Origin of the sequence: Streptomyces venetus, assembly GCF_039540295.1 — a bacterium.
Taxonomy (GTDB): Bacteria; Actinomycetota; Actinomycetes; order Streptomycetales; family Streptomycetaceae; genus Streptomyces; species Streptomyces venetus.
Window position 1 is genome coordinate 462,893 of the sequence record NZ_BAABET010000008.1, and the last position, 22,827, is coordinate 485,719.

Sequence of the window (22,827 nt, forward strand, 5' to 3'; positions counted from 1 at the left end):
GAGTCTGGCACGCCCATGCGCTCGGCGATCGCGAAGGGGCCGCCCCCGTCAGTCGACGCTGGGCAGGATGTGGGGCTCGGCGAGGTCCTCCTCGTAACCCGCGAGGCGGATCGGGGCCGAGCGGGCCCACACATCGAGGCTGCCGAGCTCGTCGGACCGACGGCCCTTGCCCTCGGTGCGTTCCTTGGGGCGTTGCTCGCGATTCGTCTTCTCCGGTGTCACCGCGCACTCCTTATGTGTCGGTCACCCTCGGGACGTGTGCGCCGGTCCTGCTGCGCCTGACGCCCACGGGGGCTTCTGATGCCAAATGCAGTTCGGACGCGGTGGCGCCGGTAACTCGCGGGAGCGCAGGCAGTGGTGAACCGGCTTGTCCCATGACGGACCGTGGGTGTGGGTAGGACCCGTGCTGCTGTCCGCCTGCCTCAGATTAACCAAATGAGCATGCCCCCGCTCGATGGGGCTGAAAACGAGCGGTAACAATCGCGCGTCATCTGGTGTTCAACTCGGGTTCAGGGACCGATTCGTCACTCTGAGTCCCTTTTGTGGATCACCCGATCGGCGTATGTCCACGGCGACGTTTTCGAGCCGGTTGTGCAGTTCAAACGCCGTTGGCCGAGTCGAAAGCTCGCCATGATCTGCTGCCGCACGGCAACGGCTGTCTCGCTGGAGGACTGACGCATGGAGCTGCGCAGCGTCGAGGAGCTGATGGACCTGCTGTACGCCTGCCGGGGCACCAGGGACGTCCCGGACCGTGACCGCCCACCGGTCGACCTGCACGATCACGCGCTGCGGACCGCCGCGCTGCTGCGCCGCAGCCGGCCGGCGGACAAGGAGCTCCAGGTGGCGGGGCTGGTGCAGCCCGTCGGCGGACTGCTGCGACCCGGCGCCCCGGCCGGTCGCGCGGACCACGCCGCGGTGGCGGTGCGCGCCCTGCTCGGCGAGCGGGTCGCCCACCTCGTGCGCCGCTGCCCACACCGGGACATCCCGGCCGACGACGACCTCCTCACCCTGCGCCAGGCGGCCGAGGAGGGCCGCACGGCCGGGTTCGACGCCGGGGTCCTGGAGGACTGGCGCACGGTCCTGGAACTGCTGGCGGCCCGCAACTCCCGTCTCGGGGCTGTCGACTGACGGATCGTCATGAGACGGTACGTCGATGACGCCGGCACCGTACGGACTCCAGGGCAGAGCCGCCGTGGTCACGGGCGCCACACGCGGCATCGGACGCGCGGTCGCGGAGGCCCTCGCGTCGGCAGGGGCACTGGTGTGCGTCACCGCGCGGGACGCCGACGAGGTGCGGCGCACCGCCGCGGAGCTGGGCGGCGTCGGCCTCGCGGGCGACGTCGCCGACCCCGGCCATCCCCGCCGCGTGACCGACCTGGCCCTGCGCGAGTTCGGCCGCCTCGACGTCCTGGTCAGCAACGCGGCGACGAACCAGCCGTACGGGCCGCTGATGGAGGCCGACCCCGGCGACTGGCGCACGGCCTTCGTGATCAACGTCGAGGCCCCGCTCAGGTTCGCGCAGTGCGCCTGGCGGGCCTGGATGGCGGAGCACGGCGGCGCGGTGATCAACGTGTGCACGGAGGGCGCCGCGCATGTCGGCCCGAACGTGGGCGCCTACGGCACGAGCAAGGCGGCGCTGCTCCACCTGACCCAGCAGCTCGCGGGCGAGCTGGGCCCCCGGGTCCGGGTGAACTCCGTCTCCCCCGGCCTGGTACGTACCGAGATGGCCCGGTTCGTGTGGGAGCCCGGTGAGGACGAGGTGGCGTCCGGCCTGCCGCTCGGCAGGATCGGCGAACCGGAGGACGTCGCCCGAGCGGTGCTGTGGCTCGCCTCGGACGCGGCGGAGTGGGTGACGGGAGCCGACCTGCTGGTCGACGGCGGCACCCGAGCAAGAGCAGCACGCGTCCCGCCCCTCAAGGGGCGCGGGGCTGTGTAGATGTGCGGCTCCGCCGCGTGGGCGCGAGCAACCACACTCAACCCCGCACCCGAGGCCCTACCACTTCCCGGGCGCGTAATCCTTCAGGAACACCCCGTACAGATCCTCCCCCGCCTCACCCCGGACGATCGGGTCGTATACACGCGCCGCCCCGTCCACAAGATCGAGCGGCGCATGAAACCCCGCCTCGGCAAGCCGCAGCTTGTCGTAGTGAGGCCGCTCGTCCGTGATCCACCCCGTGTCGACCGAGGTCATCAGGATCCCGTCGGTCTGGAACATCTCCTGCGCACTGGTGCGCGTCACCATGTTCATCGCGGCCTTCGCGGCGTTCGTGTTGGGGTGCCCCGCACCCTTGTAACCGCGCCCGAAGACGCCCTCCATCGCCGAGACGTTCACGACGTACGCGCGCCCGCTCTCCGCCTTCTTCGCGGCCGCGGCCATGGCCGGGCGCAAGGCGCTGATCAGGATGAACGGCGACGTGTAGTTGCAGAGCTGCGTCTCCAGCAGCTCCACCGGGGAGATCTGGTCGATCGTCTGCACCCAGGTGTTGGAGTCGACGACGTCGGGGACCAGCCCGCCCGCGTCGATGGCCGTGCCGGCGAGGTGCCGCTCGACGCTGGCGTTGCCCGCGACCAGGGCCAGGTCGGCGACCTTCTGGGCGTCGAGCCCGCTGGTCCCGAGGGGCAGGGCGGCCAGGCCGTCGACCGCGCCGGAGTTGAAGGCGCCGATGACGTGGTGGGCGGGCAGCTCACCCGCGGGCAGCGGGGCGCTCTCGCCCTCGACCAGGGCGGCGTAGGCGGACGGCAGCCGGCGTACGGTCTGGGTCGCGTTGTTGACGAGGATGTCGAGCGGGCCCGCCTCGGCGACCTGCTCGGCGAGCGCCACCGCCTGGGCCGGGTCGCGCAGGTCGATACCGACGACCTCCAGGCGGTGCAGCCAGTCCGCCGAGTCGTCCATGGCCTTGAAGCGGCGGATGGCGTCCTTGGGGAACCGGGTGGTGATCGTGGTGTGCGCGCCGTCGCGCAGCAGCCGCAGCGCGATGTACATGCCGATCTTGGCGCGGCCGCCGGTGAGCAGGGCGCGCTTGCCGGTGAGGTCGGCGCGGACGTCGCGCTTCTCGCGGTTCAGGCGGGCGCAGTCCGGACAGAGCTGGTGGTAGAAGTAGTCGACTTCCACGTACCGGGTCTTGCAGGTGTAGCAGGAGCGCGGGCGCTGGAGTATCCCCGCGATCCTGCCCTCCTCGGTGTTCGACGACGGCAACAGGCCCTCGGTCTCGTCGTCGATGCGCTGGGCCGACCCCGTCGCCGTGGCCTCCGTGACCGCCTTGTCGTGGGCGGTCTTGGCGGCCCGGCGCTCCTGGCGGCGGCGCTGCTTGACCGTGCGGTAGATGCCCGCGGTGGCCCGGCGCACGGCGATGGCGTCCGGGTGGTCGACCTCCAGCTTGTCGAGTTCCTCGAGCACGCTGAGGCAGACGGCCAGACGCTCCGGGTCGATGCCGGGTCCGTACGAGAGCCCGCTCGCCTCGTCCATGGCCTGCGGGCCGTCCTGTGTCACCGTCATCGCCGCTGTAGTTCCCTGCTCTGCCGTCGCGGCGCGCCGGTCGCGCCCGCTTTCGAACGGCGGATTTTACTTCAGCGCCGGGCCGCACCGCCAAACCCGCTCGATTCAGGGCCGGCAGGCCGCGCTCAGCGTCCGCACCTCCTCCGTGAAGGCGGCGGCGAGCCGGTCGAGGTCCGGCACGGCCCGGCCGTCGGCCACGAGGCCGTAGTGGACGCTCCCCCGGTACGTCGAGACCGCCACGGCCAGGGAGTGGCCCGGGGCGAGCGGGGCGAAGGGGAAGACGGCGGTGAGCGGGTTGCCGCCGAGCCTGAGGCCGAGGCTGGGCAGGGGCACGCTGGTGACCAGGATGTCGAACCAGAGCCGGGCCGCCTGGCCGACCAGGGGCCCGCCGAGCCGGTGGCCGAGCGCCGGGACGTGGTCGGCGAGCAGCGCGACGGCGCCCGCGCCCCGGTTGGGGCCGGCGTCCTTGTTGCGGTCCATGGCGGTGCGGACCGCGGCGAGACGGGCCAGCGGGTCCGGGTCGTCCACCGGAAGCCGTATCAGGTAGCCGGAGAGCCGGTTGCCCTGCGGGTAGGCGGTGCGCGGGCGGCGCTTGGAGACGGGGATCAGGGCGCGGGGCGCGACCTCCTCGCTGCCGTCGCCACGCTCGTCGAGCCAGCGGCGCAGGGCGCCCGCGACGACCGCGATCAGGACGTCGTTGACGGTGCCGCCGACGCTCTTGCGGACGCGGTGCACGTCGTCGAGGTCGAGGAGCACCCCGGCGGTGCGGCGGGTGCCGCTCGGCTCGCAGGTGAGCGCGGGGACGGAGCGCGCGTCCAGGGAGGAGCGGGCGACGGCGGCGCCGATGTCCAGGGCCCGTCCCACGTCGGAGAGGGCACCGCGCACCAGGCCCGGCAGCTCGCGCACGTCCGGCAGCAGCGGGCGGGCGGGCTCGGCGGGACGGGGCCGGGGGGCCGGCAGGTCCATGGGGTCCAGGACGCCGGCGGCGAGGGTCAGCGCCCGCAGCCCGTCGGCCAGGGCGTGGTGGAACTTGAACAGCACCGCGTAGGAGACGCCGTCCTCGCCCGGCACCACATGGGCCTCCCACGGAGGCCGTCCGCGCTCCAGCGGGCGCTCCATGAGCCGGCCCGCCACCCGGTGGAAGTCGGCGGTCGGGGCGTGCAGCCGCACGTGGTTCAGGGGGTCGAAGTCCGGGTCGGGCTCGCGGGCCGCGCCGCCGAAGGCGAGCGGCCGGCGCAGGGCGGCGGCGAGCGGCGGCCACACGTCACGGATGCGCATCCGCAGGCCGGACACGCCGGCGGCACGGGCCGCGAGCAGGTCCGCCGCGTGGGCGCCGGCGGCCGGCGAGTTGGCGGTGAAGATCCCGAGCGCGCCGAGGTGCATCGGGTGTTCCGCGGACTCGATGTTCCAGAACGCCAGGTCGAGAGGAGCGAGCAGGTCAGCAGTCAAGGGCTTGCCTCGCGTCGACGACGGGTGGGCCAGCAGTCAATCGCCCTACGCCGATTACGGTCAAGTACGATCACGCTACATACAGTTAACAGCAGATTAAGTCCCGCCCCTGGAAGAGGGGCGGGACTTATGGTGCATGTGTGGTCAGTCCAACACAGGTTGCGGCGCCGGGCACCCCGTGGGAGTCACCCGGGAGGCGTCACGGATCAACGCCTCGTGGGCGGACTTCAGCCGGGCCGTGTCGGGTTTCAGCACCGCCCGGTCGTAGGTGAGGAAGCCGTTCAGCTCGCCCTCGACGTCCGCGATCTGGGTGTACACGGCGCCGTTGCCGCCCTTGCAGGCCAGCGCCCGGACCTCGTCCAGCTTCGTCAGGTAGTCCTCCGTGTAGGTGGCCGGGTCGACGTCGACGTACGACTGCTGCACCGACCAGGCATGGCCGGGCACCGCCAGGCCCAGGCCGCCGTACTCGCCGCTGACCAGGGCACGCTCGCCGTCGGGGCGGGGCGGCAGGGCCGGGCTGGGGTAGCCGTGCTCGTCCATGATGTCGCCGGTGCCGCCGTCGGCGCCGAGGTTGAGCCCGGACTGGCCGTTGACCAGCCGGGTGGGGTCCCAGGCCTTGGCCTGTTCGGCCACCCGGCCGACGTCGTACTGACCCCAGCCCTCGTTGAAGGTGACCCACATGATCACCGACGGGCTGCTGACGTGCTCGTCGATCATCTCCTTCATCTCGCGCTCGTAGCGGGCACGGGAGGCGGTGCCGGGGTTCACCCCGGCCGTCATCGCCGGCATGTCCTGCCACACCAGCAGACCCAGCCGGTCGGCCCAGTAGAACCACCGGTCCGGCTCGACCTTGATGTGCTTGCGGACGGAGTTGAAGCCGAGCCGCTTGTGCACCAACAGGTCGTGGGCGAGGGCCTCGTCGGTGGGCGCGGTGTGCAGGCCGTCGGGCCAGAACCCCTGGTCGAGGGTGGCCATCATGAAGACGGGCTCACCGTTGAGGACCGTGCGCGGGACGCCGTTGATCTTCTCGACGGCGATGGAGCGCATCCCGAAGTAGCTGCCGACGCGGTCCGAGCCGACCCGCACCTTCAGGTCGTAGAGGAACGGGTGGTCGGGGGACCACAGGCGCGGGTCGTGGACGGTCAGGGTCAGGGGACGGCCGGTGCGGCCGCTCGCGGTGGCCACCGCGCGCCGGCCGTCGTACGCCGTCGCCGTGACCGGTACGCCGTCCCGGACGCCCTTCGCCTCCACGGTGAGCTTCTCGCCGGCCACGTCGGGCGTGAGCTTGAGCGCGTCCACGTGGTCACGGGCCACCGGCTCCATCCAGACGGTCTGCCAGATGCCGGAGGACGGGGTGTACCAGATGCCGCTCGGGTCCAGGCGCTGCTTGCCGAGCGGCGGGTTCTCGCCGGAGGCCGCGTCGGTCGGGTCGTACACGCCGACGATCAGCTCCTGGGTGCGGCCGGGCTTCAGCGCGTCGGTGATGTCGGCACTGAACTTGTCGTAGCCGCCCTCGTGCTCGGTGACCTTCGTGCCGTTGACGTACACCTCGGAGCGCCAGTCGACGGCACCGAAGTTGAGCCTGAGCCGCTTGCCGGAGCCGATGTGCCAGTCGGCGGGGACCGTGAAGGTGCGGCGGTACCACATGCGGTCCTCGTGCCGTTCGATGCCGGAGAGCTGGGACTCCACCGGGTACGGGACGAGGATGCGCTCCCTCAGGGTCTTCCCGACGGGCGGCTGCTCGCCCGGCTCCGCGGCGGCGAACTGCCAGCGGCCGTTGAGGTTCTGCCAGGCGTCCCGGGTCAGCTGCGGGCGCGGGTACTCCGGGTGGGCGTTGCCGGGTGTGACCTCGTCGGCCCAGCGGGTGCGCAGCCGGTACGTCGAGTGGTTGGAGCCGCTGCTCAGGAACTCCTTGACAACGTTGCCGTCGGTATCGGAGAGGCCCCCTCGGCCGTCGTAGCGGATGTCGGCCGTACCGCGGGCCGTGCCGGTCTTGTTGCCGACGACGGGTTCGTCGAGGGCGACCAGGAGGGACGTGGGGTCGGAGGGGTCCGGCCGGGCCGCGCCCAGGGGCCACTCGGCGCCGCCGATCACCGCCTTGAGGTGGTCGGTGAAACCGGACGGGGGTGTGGCGAGGGGCTGGGCGAAGTCGAGCTTCAGGGTGCGGCCGGTGGACTGGACGGTGGCCGCGAGGGCCCCGTCGTAGTCGAAGCCGTCGGGGAGGCGGAACGCCGACTGCGGGACGGGCTCCTTGGCGCCGCCGGGCCGGGTCCAGCGCAGGTGGAGGTTGGAGCCGCCGTAGTGCTCGAAGTACTCGACCTTGATGTCGTAGGCCTGGCCGGCGGTCAGTTCGACGGGCTGGGCGGTCTGTTCGCGGTCCCAGTCGTCCACCCAGTGGTCGATGGCGAGCTTGCCGTCGATCCAGAGGCGGAAGCCGTTGTCGCCGATGATCGAGAAGGTGTGGGCGCCGGTCTTCTCCGGGACGAGCTTCCCGGTCCAGCGGACGCTGACGTCGTCCGACCGGCCGGTGGTGAAGTTCAGGCGCGGCTCCAGGTTGTCGAAGTCGAGGTCCTGGTCGAAGGTCGTCGCCTTGAGGGTGTGGAAGTCGAAGGCGCCGGGGGCGGACTGGGTGTAGTACTCACCCTTGAGGCCGTGGATCTCCTCGGGGTCGTCCGCCAGGGCGGGTGCCGCGGTCAGGCCGGTGAGGGCGAGGAGCGCGGCGAGCAGTAACGCGGTCCGGTTTCTGAGGCGTCCGGTACGCACGGAACCTCCGTAACAACGTTGTCATGTACAGGAGGTGGCATGACAACACGGATTCCGCTCTTCGTCCAGTGGCAGGACAAAGTCTCCCGGGCCGCGTCCCGTCAGGTGACCAGTTGGCCCTTCCCCAAGGCGATGACCCCGCCCTTGGACACCGTGTACAGCTCGGCGTCCCGCTCCGGGTTGACGCCGATCGTCGCGCCGGGCGGCACCTCGACGTTCTTGTCGAGGACGGCGCCGCGCACCACGGCGCCCCGGCCGATGTGCACGTTGTCGTGCAGCACCGAGCCCTGCACCACGGCTCCCGGGTCGACCACGACACCCGGCGACAGCACCGACCGCGTGACCTGCCCGCGGACGAGGCAGCCCGCGCTGATGATGGACTCGCTGGCGATGCCGCCGGCGTTGAAGCGGGCCGGCGAGAGCTGGTACGAGTGCGTGTAGATCGGCCAGCTGCGGTTGAACAGATTGAACGCGGGGCGCTCGGCGATCAGGTCCATGTGGGCCTCGTAGTAGGCGTCGAGCGTTCCGACGTCCCGCCAGTAGCCCTGGTCGCGAGTGGTCTCGCCGGGCACGTGGTTGGCGCTGAAGTCGTACAGCGCGGCCTCGCCCCGGTCGGTGAGCTGGGGCAGGATCGAGCCGCCCATGTCGTGCACGGAGGACTCGTCCTCCGCGTCCCGCTTGAGCGCCTCGATGAGGGCCTTGGTGGTGAAGATGTAGTTGCCCATCGAGGCGAAGACGCAGCTGGGGTCGTCCGCGAGCCCCGGCGGGTCGGCCGGCTTCTCCAGGAAGCGCTCCACCGTCTGGCCGTCGGAGCCCGGCGTGATCACCCCGAAGGCCGAGGACTCGGTGCGCGGCACCCGGATCCCGGCCACCGTCACGCCCGCGCCGCTCTCGATGTGCTGGGCGAGCATCTGGCGCGGGTCCATGCGGTAGACGTGGTCGGCGCCGAAGACGGCGACGTACTCGGGCTGCTCGTCGTAGACGAGGTTCAGCGACTGAAGGATCGCGTCGGCGCTGCCGAGGTACCAGCGGGGGCCGAGGCGCTGCTGGGCGGGCACGGGCGTCACGTAGTTGCCCAGCAGGTTGGACATCCGCCAGGTGGTCGTGATGTGCCGGTCCAGCGAGTGCGACTTGTACTGCGTCAGGACGCAGATGCGCAGGATGTCGCCGTTGACAAGGTTGGACAAAACGAAGTCGACCAGGCGGTACGTACCACCGAAGGTGACCGCGGGTTTGGCGCGGTCCGCGGTCAGCGGCATCAGGCGTTTGCCCTCGCCACCGGCCAGCACGATTCCCAGGACCGAAGGACCACCACGCCGCATGGCCGCTCCCCTCACGCCGATTTCCCGATGCCTGCCCCTGAGCAGGACGCGCTAAGCCTGTTTCACGATCTCCTCGTAGAGCCGGACCGTGCGGCGGGCCACCGCGTCCCAGCCGAACTCGCCGACCGCGCGCTCCCGCCCGGCCGCGCCCATCCGCCCGGCGGTCTCCGGATCGCCCAGGACGGTGTCCATGGCCCGGGCGAGACCCGCCTCGAAGCCGTCGTCGGCCGGGACCAGCAGGCCCGTCCTGCCGTCGTCCACGACCTCGGGGATGCCGCCGACCGCCGAGGCCACCACGGGCGTCCCGCACGCCATCGCCTCCAGGTTCACGATGCCGAGGGGCTCGTAGACCGACGGGCAGACGAACAGGGCGGCGTTCGTGAGGAGCTGGATCACCTCCGGGCGCGGCAGCATCTTCGGGATCCAGAACACGCCGTCGCGAACCCGGCTCAGCTCCCCGAACAGCTCGCGGAACTCCTGGTCGATCTCCGGCGTGTCCGGTGCGCCCGCGCACAGCACGACCTGTGCGGCCGGGTCGATGTCCCGCACCGCGCGCAGCAGGTGGGGCACGCCCTTCTGGCGGGTGATCCGCCCGACGAACAACACGTACGGGCGGGAGCGGTCGAGGCCGATCCGGTCCAGGGCGTCCGTGCCGTGGTCGGGTCGGTACAGGCCCGTGTCGATGCCGTTGTGCACCACGTGGACCCGCTCCGGATCCAGCCCGGGATAACAGCCGAGGATGTCTTCGCGCATGGCGGCCGACACGGCGACCACCGCGTCGGCGGCCTCGATCGCGGTGCGCTCCGCCCAGCTCGACAGCTCGTAGCCACCGCCGAGCTGCTCGGCCTTCCAGGGGCGCAGGGGCTCCAGGGAGTGGGCGGTCACCACGTGCGGTATGCCGTACAGCAGCTTGGCGAGGTGGCCGCCGAGGTTGGCGTACCAGGTGTGGGAGTGGACCAGCTCGCGGCCTTCCAGGGCGGCCGCCATGGCGAGGTCGACGGAGAAGGTGCGCAGCGCGTCGTTGGCGCCGTCCAGCGCCGACCAGGGCCGGTGGCGCCGCACGCCGTCGACGCGGCCCTCGCCCCAGCAGTGCACGTCGAGGTCGACCAGGGGTCTCAGCTCCCGGGCGAGGAACTCCACGTGGACGCCGGCACCGCCGTACACGTCCGGCGGGTACTCCCGGGTCAGCAGTCCCACTCGCACCCGCAACTCCCTGCTCTCAGCGGCTGTTCCCTTTCATGGTCACCCAGATGGGGCGTGTGGGGAAGAGCGAGGCGGCCGTGTGAAGCAACAGTCGCCGCAGACGCCCCCGCCGGGCACCCGGTAGTAGAGACAGCAGCTGCGGCGCCGGAAGGAGGGGCCGGTGAGGGTTCCGGGGCCGGTCAGCGTTCCGGTGCCGGCGAGCAGGGGGTGGGCGAGGAGTTCCGCGGCCAGGTCACGGGCCCGGGCCGCGGTGTCCGTACGGCCGTGCCGCCGGGCCCAGCGGTCGAGCTCGCGGGCGGCACCCGCCAGGGCGGAGGCGGCGTTGCCCCACAGCAGGCCCGGGGCGAGGCGGTGGTGGGCGCGCAGGGCCGCCGACAGGGGTTCGAGGTGGCCGTGCAGGACGACGTCCACGAGGGTCGCAGCGTCCCCGGGGAGCGCCCGTACGTCGGTGAGCCACAGGTCGTCGGGGGCGCTGGAGTCGGCGTCCCAGTGCAGCAGCCGGGCGTCGAGGTCGGGGACGTGGCCGTAGAGCGCGGCGCAGCCGAGGGCCACGGACCACAGGCGGGCCGCGAGCCCCTGGTGGGCGACGGACGCGGCGACGCGCAACTCCGGGGCACGCAGGGCGTTCGCGACCTTTCGCACACGGAAAATCAGGGGATTTCCGCATACGTCCGGTGACGCGTCGGCGTAGGCCTGTGCGAGAGTGGGAAGAGGCCCTGCCGCCGCTCCTTCCGTGCGCAGCACGAAGAAGCCGCCGAGCGGGCGGAGCGCGGCGAGGTCGGGGTCGAGGTCCACGAGAGCAGTAGTACCAAGGCCCCTGAGGGACGCGACCCGGTGGCCCCCGACCGGTGCCGCCCACCCTGGGGATGACGGGGTTCCCCTCGTACTCCATCGGCAGTAGGACCCAATGAGTGCTCAGGGACGACGACGGGAAGACCTGGACACGGCAGGGTGTTGGTCATGAAAGCCGACAGTTCGCCGCGCCGGGTCGAGAGGCCCCGCCTGCCGCAGAGGAGCAGCCGATGAGCGCCCTCGCGTTGTCCGTTCTGCTGTCCCTCGTCTCCGCGGTCGCCTACGCGGGCGGGGCGATCGTGCAGGAGCGGGTGGCGGAGTCCTCGCCGGGCGAGCAGTACGCGCCGCTGCGCCGGCCGGGCTGGTGGGCGGCTGTCGGGCTCAACGGCCTCGGCGGACTGCTGCACGTGGTGGCGCTGGCCTACGGCCCGCTCAGCCTGGTGCAGCCGCTCGGTGCGCTGACCATCGTGGTGGCGCTGCCCATGGCGGCGCTGTTCGTCGGCCGCAAGGCGGGTTCCACGGCGTGGCGGGGCGCGATCATGGCGACGGTGGGGCTCGCCGGTCTGCTGTCCCTGGTCGCCGCGGCCGACGCGCGGTCGCTGGACACGGCGCAGCGGGTGGCCGTGGCGGTCGTCACCGCCGCTGCCGTCGTCGCGCTGACGATCGCCGCCCGGGCCGCGCACCGGCACCCGGCGGTCCGCAGCATGCTGCTGGCGACCGCCTCCGGTGTCGCGTTCGGCATGTCCTCGGTGTTCACCAAGACCGTCGCGGTCGACTGGACCGGCGGGGTGTCGCCGGCGGACGTGCCGTCCCTCGCCGTGATCGGTGTCCTCGCCACGGCCGGCATGCTGCTGTCGCAGGCCTCCTACCGGGGCGCCGGCCTCGCGGCTCCACTGGCCACCCTGACGGTCGTGAACCCGGTGGTGGCGGCCGCCGTCGGCATCACGATGTTCGGTGAAACCTTCCGCTACGGCACGACGGGCACCGTGCTCGCCCTGAGCTGCGGCGTGGTGGCGGCGGGCGGCCTGATCCTGCTGACGACGGAGCGGCTCGCGCAGGACCGGCCGGAGCGGGCGGGGACGGGCCTGGAGGTCGCCGGGACGGGTCTGGTCCCGGCCGACACGGGGCTCGCGGACCGGGATCTCACGACGCCGGTCATCCTGCCGGGGCCGGCCAGGGGAACGGCCGGGGGCGGGAAGCGCCTGCCGGAGCCGGTGGGGGCCGTGTCCGGATCCGGGGGCAGCCTGGCCGGGGTTGTGGGCAGCCTGCCCGGAAGCGGCGTCGGGCCGTCCGACCCGTCGGTCGTGCCGCGCGACGACCTCTTGGCCGTGGTCGGCACGTCGCTGCAGGGCTTGGGCGCCTCGGCGTCGCTGGAGGGCTTGGGCGCCTCGGCGGGTCCCGTGGGCGCCTCGCCCGGGGCGGGTGCGCTGTCTGAGAGCGTGGGCGCGCTGCCGGGGGTCGGGGGTGCGATGCCCGACACCGGGGGTGCGATGCCCGGGAGCGAGGGCGCAATGCCCGGGCGCAGGGGCGCGATCGCGCCGGAGAACCCGCGTGCCGCTGTGGGCAGTCGTACCGCCGGGGCGGCACCGGCGGGCGCAGCGGCACCCCGCACCGCCGGGCTGCCTGTCGCGGTCGGCACGCTCGCCGAAACCACGCGCGCACAACCCGAAACCGGGGTCGCACTACCCGAGACCGTGGGCGCGCCGCCCATCGCCGTCGGCACGCTCGCCGAGACCACGGACACGCTGCCCGGGAGCACCGGCACCGGCACACCCTCCGACACCAGGGGCACGCTCCCCGAGACCGTGGGCGCGCCGCCCATCGCCGTCGGTTCGCTGTCCAAGGCGTTGGGCGGGGCCGGTGGCGCGCGGGCCGGAGGAACCGGGGCGGGACGGGACGGCGAGGAACCGGTGTCCGTGCCTCGGCCCCTGGCTGCCGATGGACTCAGGGCCGGCCCGGACGTCACGTACGAGAGCGGGGAAGCGTCGGCGGACTCCGACGAACGCGTGCTCTCCTACGTGCCCTTCTTCGGCATCCCGTACGTCGCCCTGCCCACCGTCGACCGGCACCGCAGGCGCGTCAGATCCTGACCCCGGCGGCCCTCAGGTAAGCGATCGGGTCGACGTCCGTGCCGAAACCGGGCCCCGTCCGCACCTCGAAGTGCAGATGCGGGCCCGAGCTGTTGCCGGTGGAACCGGACCGGCCGATGCGCTGACCGGCGCTCACCGTCTGACCGTCCCGCACGGAGATCGCCGACAGGTGGGCGTACTGGCTGTAGCGGCCGTCACCGTGCCGGACCACCACCTGGTAGCCGAACGAACCGCCCCACCCGGCACTGACGACGCTGCCCGCCGCGACCGACCTGACGGACGTGCCGGTCGGCACGGGGAAGTCGACGCCCGTGTGGTAGCCCTTCGACCAGGCGGAGCCCGCCTTGCGGTAGGGCGTCCCCAGGGACGCGCTGACGGGGGCGACCACACCCTGCCGGGTGGTCGTGGACCGTGCGGCGCGCTCCTTGCTCTCGCCCCTCGACCGTTCCTTCGCGCGTTCCTCGGTGCGGGGCGTGGACGGCTTCTTCGACGACGGCTTCTGGGGCGACGGCTTGGCCGACGGAACCCGCTCGGGCGCGGGACGCGTCTTGGTGGCGCCCTCGCCGCGCAGGGCGAGCCGCTGCCCCGGCACGATCAGGTCGGGGTCGGCTCCTATGGCCGAGCGGTTCGCGGCGTACAGGCCTCGCCAACCGCCGCGCACCTCGCGCTCCTGAGCGATACCGGAGAGGGTGTCGCCGCGGACCACGGTGTACATCTCGGCGCTGCCCGCCCGGGCCTGCGGTGTGGACTGCGGCCGCACGTCCTCGATGGACGTCTTCGCCTTCTTCTTCGCGTGCTTCCCGGTCCGCTCCGCCGCCGGCCGGATCTCCGGCTCGGCCCCGCCCCGGGTCAGTCCCGCCCGGACCGAGCACACCGGCCAGGCGCCCGGGCCCTGCCCGTCGAGCACCTTCTCGGCCACCGCGATCTGCTGGTCCTTGCCGGCCAGATCCGCACGAGCCGCGTAGGCCCGGCCGCCGTAGGCCTCCCAGGTGGACTGGGTGAACTGCAGTCCGCCGTAGAACCCGTTGCCGGAGTTGATGTCCCAGTTGTTGCTGGACTCGCAGGCGGCGACCTTGTTCCAGGTGCCGACGTCCGCCGCCTGGGCGGTTCCGGCGCCCATGAGGGGAAGCGCCATGCCCGCGCCGCCCGCCGTGACGGTGAGCGAGGCGCGGTTGATCCTGTTCGGCTGGTACCGGCGATGCCGGCCGCGTACGGCCATCGAGAGCCCCCCTAGACATGCGTCAGGAGGGGCAAAAGTAAGCGTTGCCAATCGGCCAGGACAAGGCGGCTATCGGCCGCCCGGTTGCCCAAATGGCTGGTATGAGGCCCCTGTTGCGCGACGTGCGCCACGGCTCTGCACCGTGTACGCCACGCCGTGCGCGGGTGCGGCGTGCGCGGGGACGCATACATCGGCTGAGTGCGACGGGGGCTCTTGTGCGTATGTGCCTGCGCGACGTCGTGCGACCCGCGCGTGCGGTCGAGATAGCGGCACGTCAGGATGGTCGGCGGGGCATGCTGGTAGGGCCCCACGCGGCAGCACCGATACCGAGGTATTTAGGAGCCAACCGAATGAGCAGTACAGCGCAGATCGGCGTCACGGGTCTCGCGGTCATGGGCCGCAACCTCGCGCGCAACTTCGCCCGCAACGGCTACACGGTGGCGGTGCACAACAGGACGCCCGCGCGCACGCGGACGCTGGTCGAGGAGTTCGGCGGCGAGGGGGACTTCGTCGCGTGTGAGACGGCCAAGGAGTTCGTGGCCGCGCTGGAGCGGCCGCGGCGTCTGGTCGTGATGGTGAAGGCCGGTGAGCCGACGGACGCGGTGATCCAGGAGTTCGCCCCGCTGCTGGAGCCCGGCGACATGATCATCGACGGTGGCAACGCCCACTTCGCCGACACCCGGCGCCGGGAGCGCGACCTGCGCGAGCAGGGCATCCACTTCGTCGGCATGGGCGTCTCCGGCGGTGAGGAGGGCGCGCTCAACGGCCCGAGCATCATGCCGGGCGGCCCGAAGGAGTCGTACGACTCGCTGGGCCCGATGCTGGAGAAGATCTCGGCGAAGGCGGCCGACGGCTCGCCGTGCGTGTCCCACGTGGGTCCGGACGGTGCCGGCCACTTCGTGAAGATGGTGCACAACGGCATCGAGTACGCCGACATGCAGCTCATCGGCGAGGCGTACCAGCTGCTGCGGGACGTCGCCGGCTACTCCCCCGCCCAGATCGCGGAGATCTTCCGCACCTGGAACCAGGGCCGTCTCGACTCCTACCTGATCGAGATCACGGCCGAGGTGCTGTCGCACGTGGACGCGGAGACGGGCAAGCCGTTCGTCGACGTGGTGGTGGACCAGGCCGAGCAGAAGGGCACCGGCCGCTGGACGGTCCAGATCGCCCTCGACCTGGGCGTTCCGGTGTCCGGCATCGCGGAGGCCGTCTTCGCCCGTTCCCTCTCCGGTCACGCGGCGCTCCGGGACGCCTCCCGCGGGCTGGCCGGGCCGCAGGCGAAGCCGCTGGGCGAGGCGGAGGCCCGGGCCTTCGCCGACCGGGTGGAGCAGGCGCTGTACGCCTCGAAGATCGTGTCGTACACGCAGGGCTTCCACGAGATCGACGCGGCGCGCGGCGAGTACGGCTGGGACATCGACCTGGGTGCGGTGTCCGCGCTGTGGCGGGGCGGCTGCATCATCCGCGCGGCGTTCCTGGACCGGATCCGGTCCGCGTACGACACCCGGCCGGACCTGCCGAGCCTGCTGTCGGACGCGACGTTCGCGCAGGAGATCGCGGACGCGCAGGACGACTGGCGCGAGGTGCTGGTCGCCGCGACGCGGCAGGGCGTGCCGACGCCGGGCTTCTCCGCGGCCCTCGCCTACTACGACGCCCTGCGCGCCGAGCGGCTGCCGGCGGCCCTGACACAGGGGCAGCGGGACTACTTCGGTGCGCACACCTACCGGCGGGTCGACCGGGACGGGTCGTTCCACACGCTGTGGGGTCAGGACCGGTCGGAGGTCTCCGCGTAGGCGCTCCGCGCTGAGAAACCGGAACGGGGCCGGTGGACTGCCCGGGAGGGCAGTCCACCGGCCCCGTCTCCTTGCCGTGGTTCAGGACAGCGGCGGCCCTGGCTCGGGGTTCGGTACGGGTTCCGGTCCCGGGGGGATCGGGGACGGGTCGGGGCCCGGCACGGGGTCAGGGCCCGGCGGTGGTGTGGGCGACGGCGGAGGCGGCGTCGGCTCGGGGCCCGGCGGGGGCTGCGGGTTCGGCACCGGATCGGGGTGCGGTGGCTCGGGGTGCTGGGGATCCGGGCCCGGTGTCGGTGCCGGCGACACGGGGTCGGGATACGGGTTCGTCATGAGGTCCTCCAGCCAGTGGCTCGTCTCCGGCTCTGGACTACTCCCCCGCCTACCCTGCGCCCGCGTCCCCAGTCACTCCGGCGCGGGACGGCGAGGGGACCAGGTGGGGTAGCGGGGTCGGTGCGTGGTGCTGCCGGGGCGGGAGGTGCGTGCACCGGCAGGGGGTGGAGGCGCGTCGGGGCGGCGCTCAGGGGCGTGCGCCACAAGGGCGGTTGGAGGGCACGCGCCCCGCCTGTACTGATACTGATCGTCGGACCGCGTCATCGGGGATGCCGGTGCCGGACGCGACGGCGGCGGTACTCCGGCCGTGGACGAACGCCCCACCCCGGCGCAGGGCCAGGTCGGGCGGCCGACGGTCGGCGGTCGGCAGTCGGTGATCGGCGGTCGATCAGAAACGGTCCGGATGCGCCGCCAGCCACTCCTTCGCCGCGGTCAACAGGTCCTGGCCCGCGGGTGGAGCCTCCTCGGGGTGGCGCTCCGCCCACTTGGCGACGTACGGGCACAACGGAACGACCGCGCTGTCCTCGCGCCCGGCGATGCCGTAGAGCTCGCGGGCCAGGGAGCCGGCGATGCCCTTGCCCTCGTGGGCCGGCTCGACGATCGTGTGGACGGGTACGAGCGCGCGCTCGGGGCTGTCGAGGACGAAGTACTCGATACGGCCGACGACTTCACCGTCGGCCACCGCCTCCAGGCGGCCCGCCGCCCGGTCGTCGCGGATCTCCGGCTCACTCATACCCACGCTCCTCGTGTCGGTCAGGCCCGGACGGCCTGCGGGCTGCGCTGCTGGTCCGAGCCCGGTACCGGCTCGGACGGGTCGGTGCCCAGGTCCACGATCCGGTTGTCGTGATCCACGTGCACGACCCGGGGGACGAGTGCCCGCGCCTCGGCGTCCGTCACCTGGGCGTAGCTGATGATGATCACCAGATCGCCGGGGTGGACGAGATGGGCGGCGGCCCCGTTGATCCCGATCACGCCGGACCCGCGCTCGCCCTCGATGACGTACGTCTCCAGCCGGGCACCGTTGGTGATGTCCACGATGTGCACGAGCTCGCCGGGCAGCAGGTCGGCGGCGTCGAGCAGGTCGGCGTCGATGGTCACGGATCCCACGTAGTGCAGGTCGGCCTGGGTGACGGTGGCGCGGTGGATCTTGGACTTGAACATGGTGCGCAGCACTTTGGACTCCTGAAGGACGGCTCCCCGCTAGCATCTGCAGGTCAGGGGCGCCCCGTAGTGTACATCGGCATGCCTTCGCCTCGAAGAGGTTTCAAAACATCGTGCGCGATGGCAGCAGGCTGCTCACCTGCGCGAACAAACCGCCGCGAAGCCGCCGAGCACTTACATATGCGGATGACTGTCCGGGCCCGATGCTGATTGGATGCTGACTTACCTGATGAGTCATCAGGTAAGTCGAGGGTTCCAGAACAGCCGCGGAGCCAGGCGATCATGCGCTCGACGACGTAGCGGAAGACGCCCAGGCCAGTGCCGTGTGGTACTTCCCTTCCCGCCGACGGGTCGCTGGGCCGGAGAGGGGGACTTCCGCAGTTCCATCAGCCTCGGTGACACAGCTCCGAACGCCTACCCCGCCTACGAGGTTTGTCGGCTCTTGGAGGTGATGGCCGCTCAGCCCGCCCCGATGGGGCGGATCCGGCGACCAGATGCGGATGCGGCAGCTCGGCCCCGCGACGCCCCGTGAGCTGCTGGACCGGCTTCACCGAGACCTACTCCATCACAGCGGCGGAAGGCTCGATGACGACATCGCGGGGCGTCGCCGTCCGCTGTAGGCGCCCCGGGACTCCAGAGTGCTCCGCGTAGGTGGCTGGAAGCGGTGTTACGGCTGCGTCTGCTCCCGGTGAGCAGGCGACCGCGCCAGCGGTGCGGCGCCGACGGGTATCCGCTCTCGACGCCCTGCTCCCGCTCAGCTCGTTCCTTCCCGCACCGACGCCCTCTGCTGCTGCGACGCGGCAGCCGCGCGACGGATTCGATCAGCGTCGGCTTGCCCACAATGGTGTTATCAAGGGTGTATGGAGGCATTCTCCGGACGCCCTCTGAGCCCGGAACGTCATCCGCCCGTCGGCCGCTCGCGCAAAGGTCGCGCTTCCCGCATGAACCTGCGCAGTGCGGCCGGTCAGGTGTTCCTCCTCCAGGTCGTCATCGTGGTCCTGCTGGTGGTGGCCGCGGTGGTGGGCATGGTGGTCCAGACGGCGAATGACGCTCTGCAGCAGGGGCGACGGGAGTCGGTCATCGCGGCCCAGTCGTTCGCCAGTGCCCCTGGCATGGCCGCGGCACTGCAGAGCCGGGACCCCTCAGCGGTGCTCCAGCCGCGGGCCGAGGCGGCGCGCAAGCGCACAGGCATGGATTTCGTCGTCGTCATGAGCACGAAGGGGATTCGTTACACCTACCCCTATCCGCGGGAGATCGGGAAGAAGTTCGTCGGCGAGATCGCACCGGCACTGAAGGGCCGTACCGTCGTCGAGCAGGCCGGTGGGCCGCCTCTGCCCGCGGGCCGGGGGACGGGCGTGCAGGCGGTGGTCCCGGTGACCGACTCGCGCGGCAAGGTGGTCGGCCTGGTCTCCGCCGGAATCACGGTCAAGAACGTGGCGGGGCGGTGGCTGCCGCAGCTGCCGATCATCTTGGCCAGCGGCGCGGTCGCGCTGGCGCTGGCCATGACGGGAACGACGCTGGTGTCCCGGCGGCTGCGGCGGCAGACCTTTGGCCTGGCTCCGGTGGAGCTGGCACAGATGTACGAGCACCACGACGCGGTCCTGCACGCGGTGCGGGAAGGGGTGCTGATCACCGACTCCGACGGACGGCTGCTGTTGGCGAACGACGAGGCGACGCGGCTTCTCGGACTGCCGGCTGACGTGCGGGGGCGCTCGGTGCGGGAGCTGGGACTGCCGGAGCCGGTCACGAGCCTGCTGTCGTCGCCGGAGGAGGTCACCGACGAGGTGCTTCGCGCGGGGGACCGACTGCTGGCGGTGAACAAACGGCCGACGTACCCGCAGGGCGACCGGGGAGGCAGCGTGGTGACCCTCCGGGACACCACGGAGCTGGCGGAGATCTCGGGTCGGGCCGAGGTCGTGCGGGAGCGGCTGAAGCTGCTGTACGAGGCCGGGGTGAGGATCGGGACGACGCTGGATGTGAGGCGTACGGCCCAGGAGCTGGCCGACGTGGCGGCGCCGCAGTTCGCCGACCTCGTGACGGTGGATCTGCTCGACGCGGTGCTGCGGGGGTGGGAGCCGACGGCGGAGGGCTGGCGGCATCTGCGCCGGGCGGCGATCGGCGGCGAACAGCGGATGATGCCGGTGTATCCGCTGGACGAAGTGATCGCGTTCTCGCCCCGCACCCCGCAGATGCGGACGCTGCAGGAGGGGCGGGGGATGCTGGAGACGGACCTGCGCCGGGCACACGGCTGGCGGGAACAGGACCCGGAGCGCGCCCGGAAGGCCCTGGAGGGCGGGCTGCGGTCGTTGGTGGCCGTGCCGCTGCGGGCGCGGAACGTACCGCTGGGCGTGGCGAACTTCTACCGGACGGCGGATTCCCCCGCGTTCGAGCCGGAGGATGTCACCTTCGCGGAGGAACTGGCCGTACGGGCGGCGGTAGCCATCGACAACGCCCGGAGGTTCACCCGGGAGCACGCGATGGCGGTGGCGCTGCAGCGCAGTCTGCTGCCGCGTGGACAGCCGGAGCAGGACGCGCTGGAGGTGGCCTGGCGGTATCTGCCCTCGGAGGCGGGGGTGGGCGGGGACTGGTTCGACGTCATCCCGCTTCCAGGCGCGCGCGTGGCCCTGGTGATGGGTGACGTCGTCGGTCACGGGCTGCACGCGGCGGCGACGATGGGTCGGCTGCGCACCGCTGTGCACAACTTCTCCACCCTGGACCTGCCCGTGGACGAGGTGCTCGGGAACCTGGACGACCTGGTCGTGCGCATGGACAACGAGGAGAACGACGGTGATGCCGTGGATGGCCACGAAGGGGAGGCGGTGACCGGAGCGACCTGTCTGTACGCGGTCTACGACCCGGTGGCGGGGACCTGCACGACGGCCCGTGCGGGACACCCGGAACCGGTGGTGGTGGGCCCGGACGGGACGGTCACCTCCCTTGGTGTGCCGGTCTCGGCGCCCCTCGGTCTGGGCGGCTACCCCTTCGAGAGCACCGAGGTGTCCCTGCCGGAGGGTTCACAACTGGTGCTGTACACCGACGGCCTGGTGGAGAACCGCGCCCACGACTTCGACGTCGGGATGGAGAGGCTGCGCCGGGCTTTGGGCGGGTCCGGGAAACGCACTCCGGAGGAGGTGTGTCAGGCGGTGATCGACGCGCTGAAGCCGTCACGCCCCTCCGACGACATCGCGCTGCTGACGGCACGTACCCGGATGTTCCCGCCCTCGCGCGTGGCCGAGTGGGACGTGCCGCCCGATCCGGCGTTGGTTCCCTCGGTGCGGGCGCGCTGCAGGGAGACGTTGCGGGAGTGGGGGCTGGAGGAGATCGGATTCGCCACGGAGCTGATCGTCAGCGAGTTGGTCACGAACGCGATCCGGTACGGCTCGCCGCCGGTCGGCGTGCGGTTGTTGCACGGACGCTGTCTGATCTGCGAGGTCTCGGACGCCAGCGGTACCTCGCCGCGCCTGCGGCGGGCGGCGACCACCGACGAAGGCGGGCGGGGGCTCTTTCTGGTGGCGCAGTTCGCGCAGCGATGGGGAACGCGGTACACGACCCGCGGCAAGGTCATCTGGACGGAGCAGCTTCTTCACGACGGCGAATCCACCGCCTCGGGCCTCGCACCGGTCGACTTCCTTCTCGACCAGTTCGACCTCGACCAGTTCGATGATCCCGGTTTGTGAGCCGACGTCGACCCCGAGCGCCATGGACAGCGGCATGTCCGGCGTAACGAACCCCTTTGGCCCGTTCGACGTGGCTTGACTCTGGGACCGGCGTCGCCCGGCTCGCTCGGCGGCTGTCGGGACTCGCTTCTTATCCCAGCCCTCGGCGCGCTCGTCGAACTCCGCGGCGAGGACATCGGCGCCGGTCACCGTCTCACCCACGCCCTCGCCCTCGCCCGCGACGCAGCCCCCCTCCCCCGCGACCTCGCCGAAGCCCTGCTCTTCCGGGTCGGCGCAGCGGACGGCGGCCGAGAGACGTCGGCCTGGTGGTCGTACGCCTGTAGGCGCGCTGATTGCTTGCGTCCGCCCGGGGCCCCGTCAGCCGGTCACTCCGTGAGGGCGCAGTGGGCCGGGACATGCACGTCGGTGACGACGAAGCCACTGCAAGGGCTGGTCGGGCTGCGATGCAACGAGATGGTCAGATCCTGCTCGGGGACGGCATAGGTGAGTTGTGCCAGACCAAGCGGCCCCATCCCCCGGCGAGACAGCAGCGGCCAGGCCCACGCGCAAACCGGCTAGCCTCGATCATTCATGAGGGTCCGTCAGTTTGGTGACGGACCCTTTGTGGTGGGTGTCGGTGGGGGGTTTTATGTCGCGTCGGTGTACGCCGGGTGCCACGGCTTCGGTGGGCTGGTGCTGCTCGCAGGGACGGGGAGGTCCTGGTCAGCCAGGGTTCGGGAGGGCGTGGAGCCGGTCCAGGGCATCGGTGATCACGTCGGTCCAGGGCCAGTGCTGGGCCAGGCGGAGGTAGCGGCGGCGGCCAGTGGTGCAGGCGGCGGGGCTCCCAGAGCCGGGCGGCGCCGGTCAGGGCGAGCAGAGGCATCCAGGCCAGCAGGTCCAGGGCGATCTGGACGATCTCCAGCCAGACCTGGTTCTGCGCGGCGTCATGGAGGGGGAGGTTGCGCAGGCCGGTGGCGCGGGCGGCGCGGATGCGGTCCTCGGCGCGGGCCCGCTGGCGATGGCGTAGTTCGAGGGCGGCGTTTGCCTCGCCGGCCGTGTTGGTGGCAAAGCAGGGCAGCCGCATGCCGTCAGCGTCGGTGAAGCGCAACTGGGCGCCGGGGTGCTGCCGTTCCTTGCGCACGATCAGCCGCAGCCCCTTCGGCCAGCCGGTCAGGCAGTCGCCGGCGAGTTCGGCGACCCAGGCACCGTCGCGGATCTCGCCGTCGGGTTCCACGGCCGGTGTCCAGGCCGAGGCCGGGACCTTCAGGACGGCTCGGTGGATGGCATCGGTGATGGTCATCCCGACCGAGTACGACAGCCACCGCCCACGCTTGGTGAGCCAGGCGACGAACTCGTGGGTGCCGCCCCCGGAGTCGGTGCGGATCAGCGTCTTCCGCCCCCGCCGGAGCCGCTTCGGCAGCTGGGCCAGGGCCAGCCTGGTGGCCTCGATGTGGTCGGCGGCGGTGTTGGAGCCCGCGTTGCCGGGCCGCAGCAGGCCCACCACCGGCTCACCGGACCCGCCGCGGCCGTGGTCGACGAACCCCATCAGCGGATGG

Annotated in this window: 14 protein-coding genes and 3 pseudogenes; 6 read left to right on the forward strand and 11 right to left on the reverse strand. The window is 71.9% G+C overall.

What is annotated here, in order from left to right; translation table 11 throughout:
- Positions 1–48: 48 nt before the first annotated feature.
- Positions 49–222, reverse strand: a complete 174-nt coding sequence (locus ABEA82_RS27330; RefSeq protein WP_345664327.1) for a hypothetical protein — start codon at positions 220–222, stop codon at positions 49–51.
- 456 nt (positions 223–678) lie between these two features.
- Between ABEA82_RS27330 and ABEA82_RS27335 the strand changes: the two genes are divergently transcribed.
- Together ABEA82_RS27335 and ABEA82_RS27340 are read left to right on the forward strand one after the other, a co-directional pair.
- Positions 679–1,128 carry a hypothetical protein gene (locus tag ABEA82_RS27335; RefSeq protein WP_345664328.1) on the forward strand — a complete coding sequence of 150 codons (450 nt, stop codon included), beginning with the start codon at positions 679–681 and terminating at the stop codon, positions 1,126–1,128.
- 25 nt (positions 1,129–1,153) lie between these two features.
- Positions 1,154–1,936, forward strand: coding sequence for an SDR family oxidoreductase (locus tag ABEA82_RS27340; RefSeq protein ID WP_345664329.1), 783 nt, complete (start codon positions 1,154–1,156; stop codon positions 1,934–1,936).
- 57 nt (positions 1,937–1,993) lie between these two features.
- Here ABEA82_RS27340 and ABEA82_RS27345 read toward each other — a convergent pair whose 3' ends face one another.
- The 6 genes from ABEA82_RS27345 to ABEA82_RS27370 all read right to left on the reverse strand — a co-directional run bounded on the left by ABEA82_RS27345 (position 1,994) and on the right by ABEA82_RS27370 (position 11,028).
- Positions 1,994–3,496, reverse strand: coding sequence for an SDR family NAD(P)-dependent oxidoreductase (locus ABEA82_RS27345; RefSeq protein ID WP_345664330.1), 1,503 nt, complete (start codon positions 3,494–3,496; stop codon positions 1,994–1,996).
- 105 nt (positions 3,497–3,601) lie between these two features.
- Complete coding sequence (locus tag ABEA82_RS27350) at positions 3,602–4,945, reverse strand: wax ester/triacylglycerol synthase family O-acyltransferase (RefSeq protein ID WP_345664332.1); 1,344 nt, start codon at positions 4,943–4,945, stop codon at positions 3,602–3,604.
- A 144-nt stretch (positions 4,946–5,089) separates the two neighbouring features.
- Positions 5,090–7,708: a PA14 domain-containing protein gene (locus ABEA82_RS27355; RefSeq protein ID WP_345664334.1), complete on the reverse strand. Its 2,619-nt coding sequence runs from the start codon at positions 7,706–7,708 to the stop codon at positions 5,090–5,092.
- A 101-nt stretch (positions 7,709–7,809) separates the two neighbouring features.
- The gene (gene glgC / locus ABEA82_RS27360) at positions 7,810–9,030 is read right to left on the reverse strand and encodes a glucose-1-phosphate adenylyltransferase (RefSeq protein ID WP_345664335.1); all 1,221 of its coding nucleotides are present in this window, start codon (positions 9,028–9,030) and stop codon (positions 7,810–7,812) included.
- Between the two features lie 51 nt (positions 9,031–9,081).
- On the reverse strand, positions 9,082–10,233 hold the full coding sequence (glgA, locus tag ABEA82_RS27365; protein WP_345664337.1) for a glycogen synthase: 1,152 nt from the start codon (positions 10,231–10,233) through the stop codon (positions 9,082–9,084).
- A gap of 39 nt (positions 10,234–10,272) precedes the next feature.
- On the reverse strand, positions 10,273–11,028 hold the full coding sequence (locus ABEA82_RS27370; RefSeq protein ID WP_345664338.1) for a (2Fe-2S)-binding protein: 756 nt from the start codon (positions 11,026–11,028) through the stop codon (positions 10,273–10,275).
- A 227-nt stretch (positions 11,029–11,255) separates the two neighbouring features.
- On the opposite strand from ABEA82_RS27370, the pseudogene ABEA82_RS27375 reads away from it, so the two are divergent.
- Positions 11,256–12,084 (forward strand): annotated as a pseudogene (locus ABEA82_RS27375) (DMT family transporter); the annotation flags it as partial.
- A gap of 1,020 nt (positions 12,085–13,104) precedes the next feature.
- Here the strand turns inward: ABEA82_RS27375 and ABEA82_RS27380 are convergent.
- Positions 13,105–14,334, reverse strand: coding sequence for a peptidoglycan DD-metalloendopeptidase family protein (locus ABEA82_RS27380; RefSeq protein WP_345664339.1), 1,230 nt, complete (start codon positions 14,332–14,334; stop codon positions 13,105–13,107).
- A 350-nt stretch (positions 14,335–14,684) separates the two neighbouring features.
- Between ABEA82_RS27380 and gndA the strand changes: the two genes are divergently transcribed.
- The gene (gndA, locus tag ABEA82_RS27385) at positions 14,685–16,124 is read left to right on the forward strand and encodes an NADP-dependent phosphogluconate dehydrogenase (RefSeq protein WP_345664340.1); all 1,440 of its coding nucleotides are present in this window, start codon (positions 14,685–14,687) and stop codon (positions 16,122–16,124) included.
- Between the two features lie 718 nt (positions 16,125–16,842).
- Here gndA and ABEA82_RS27390 read toward each other — a convergent pair.
- Positions 16,843–17,187 (reverse strand): GNAT family N-acetyltransferase, encoded by a 345-nt coding sequence (locus tag ABEA82_RS27390; RefSeq protein ID WP_345664341.1) that lies wholly within the window; start codon positions 17,185–17,187, stop codon positions 16,843–16,845.
- 20 nt (positions 17,188–17,207) lie between these two features.
- Positions 17,208–17,627, reverse strand: coding sequence for an aspartate 1-decarboxylase (gene panD / locus ABEA82_RS27395; RefSeq protein WP_345664342.1), 420 nt, complete (start codon positions 17,625–17,627; stop codon positions 17,208–17,210).
- A gap of 506 nt (positions 17,628–18,133) precedes the next feature.
- Here panD and ABEA82_RS38735 point away from each other — a divergent pair.
- Positions 18,134–18,266: pseudogene (locus tag ABEA82_RS38735) on the forward strand (serine/threonine-protein phosphatase); the annotation flags it as partial.
- A 290-nt stretch (positions 18,267–18,556) separates the two neighbouring features.
- Complete coding sequence (locus tag ABEA82_RS27400) at positions 18,557–21,292, forward strand: SpoIIE family protein phosphatase (protein WP_345664343.1); 2,736 nt, start codon at positions 18,557–18,559, stop codon at positions 21,290–21,292.
- Between the two features lie 702 nt (positions 21,293–21,994).
- On the opposite strand, the pseudogene ABEA82_RS27405 reads toward ABEA82_RS27400, so the two are convergent.
- Positions 21,995–22,827, reverse strand: a pseudogene (locus ABEA82_RS27405) (transposase); the annotation flags it as partial.

What these genes read in the sequence shown, in the direction of transcription:
- ABEA82_RS27335 (WP_345664328.1), top strand. Translation starts at nt 679, where the DNA reads ATGGAGCTGCGCAGCGTCGAGGAGCTGATGGACCTGCTGTACGCCTGC.
- ABEA82_RS27340 (WP_345664329.1), top strand. Translation starts at nt 1,154, where the DNA reads ATGACGCCGGCACCGTACGGACTCCAGGGCAGAGCCGCCGTGGTCACG.
- ABEA82_RS27345 (WP_345664330.1), bottom strand. Translation starts at nt 3,496, where the DNA reads ATGACGGTGACACAGGACGGCCCGCAGGCCATGGACGAGGCGAGCGGG.
- glgC (WP_345664335.1), bottom strand. Translation starts at nt 9,030, where the DNA reads ATGCGGCGTGGTGGTCCTTCGGTCCTGGGAATCGTGCTGGCCGGTGGC.
- ABEA82_RS27380 (WP_345664339.1), bottom strand. Translation starts at nt 14,334, where the DNA reads ATGGCCGTACGCGGCCGGCATCGCCGGTACCAGCCGAACAGGATCAAC.
- gndA (WP_345664340.1), top strand. Translation starts at nt 14,685, where the DNA reads ATGAGCAGTACAGCGCAGATCGGCGTCACGGGTCTCGCGGTCATGGGC.
- ABEA82_RS27390 (WP_345664341.1), bottom strand. Translation starts at nt 17,187, where the DNA reads ATGAGTGAGCCGGAGATCCGCGACGACCGGGCGGCGGGCCGCCTGGAG.
- ABEA82_RS27400 (WP_345664343.1), top strand. Translation starts at nt 18,557, where the DNA reads ATGAACCTGCGCAGTGCGGCCGGTCAGGTGTTCCTCCTCCAGGTCGTC.